Below are 1,462 nucleotides of genomic sequence, written 5' to 3' on the forward strand. Positions count from 1 at the left end.
CTTCGACGGTGCGCCAACGCTGCTGATCCTCGACGAAGCGTGGCTGTTCCTCGATGACCCGGCCCGAGGCGGTGTCGACGAGGTGCAGACCACCGTCCGCGCCCATGCGGTGGCGCAGGCCGCCGTGCGCAAGGGCCAGGTGCGCTGGAGCGACCAGAGCACCCGCCCCGCCGCCGCGCTGGAGGCCACCGACCTCACGCTGGATGTGGCCGATGTGGCCTATCCCTTCAAGGCCCCGCTCACCTTCACGGGCGCGCTGGGCGTGCAGGGCAGCACCCTGGCTTTCAAGGGTCAGGCCACCGACCGTGCCGCCGAGGTGCGCCTGACTGCCCAGGCCCTCGCTCTGCAACTGGCCGCGCCCTACCTGGCCCAGACGCTGGAGCCCGTGCTGACCGGCCTGGTCAGCGGCGAGCTGGCCCTGCAGTGGCAAGCCCCTGCTGGCGACGCCGCCAAGGCAGGCGCTACGGGCATCACGCTCGGCGCGGGGCCCCTGGCGCTGGAGCAACTGTCCCTGCAACAGGGCAAGACCGCGCTGGCCAGCGTGGGCAAGCTGGCGCTGGACGGCCTGAAGCTAAACCTGGACACGCGCACCGTGGACATCGAGCGCCTGGGCATCACCCAGCCCAAGGCCACGGTGGAACGCGCCGCCGATGGCCTCTGGATGGCCGAGCGCTGGCTCAAGTCCGCGCCCGCCGCCAGTCCCTCCAGCGCCACCACAGCGCAAGCCTCCGCACCGCCACCCGCTGCGCCCGCATGGCGCGTGCGCCTGGGCGAGCTGGCTGTGGACGAGGGCAGCATGGCCTTTGCCGACCGCGCCCAGCCCCGCCCCGTGGCGCTGAACCTGTCGGCGCTGAGCCTGCAGGCGCGCAACCTGGCGCTGGACGGCGGCAAGCCCGAGGCCTTCCAGCTCTCGGCCCGGGTGGCCGCACGCCGCGGCAACGCCGGCTTAGTCGAATCCCGGGGCAACGCCGGCAAGCTCGACTACCGGGGCACGCTGACGCCCCAGCCCTTTGCCACGCAAGGTCGCCTGGAAGCCAGCCGCCTGCCCCTGCACGCCCTGGACGGCTACCTGGCCGACCGGTTCGCCATCGAGTTGCTGCACGCCGAGGCGGGTTTTCGGGGCCAGGTGGCCATGGCCCAAAGCGCGCGCGGCACCACGCTGCGCGTGAGCGGCGATGCCGCCATCGACGAGCTGCGCGCCAACAGCACGGCTGCCGCCACGCCCAAGACCGCAGACCAGGTGGGCGAAGAACTGCTGGCCTGGAAGAGCCTGGGCCTGCGCGGCCTGAGCGTGGCCCTGGCGCCCGACACCGCCCCCCGGGTGGAGGTCAAAGAGACCAGCCTGGCCGACTTCTTTGCGCGCATCACCATCAACGAAAACGGCCGCATCAACCTGAGCGACATTGCCAAAAGCCCCGCCCAGGTCAACAACACGCCCCCGGCCGCCGACACCGCACCAGCC

Annotated in this window: 1 protein-coding gene; it reads left to right on the forward strand. The window is 72.2% G+C overall.

From position 1 onward, the window contains the following. Positions 1 to 1,462: DUF748 domain-containing protein (locus DTW89_RS19040; protein WP_114657072.1), on the forward strand; the 1,462-nt coding region annotated here is incomplete at both ends.

The sequence above is a fragment of the Acidovorax sp. BoFeN1 genome, assembly GCF_003345135.1.
Lineage (GTDB): Bacteria > Pseudomonadota > Gammaproteobacteria > Burkholderiales > Burkholderiaceae_C > Acidovorax > Acidovorax defluvii.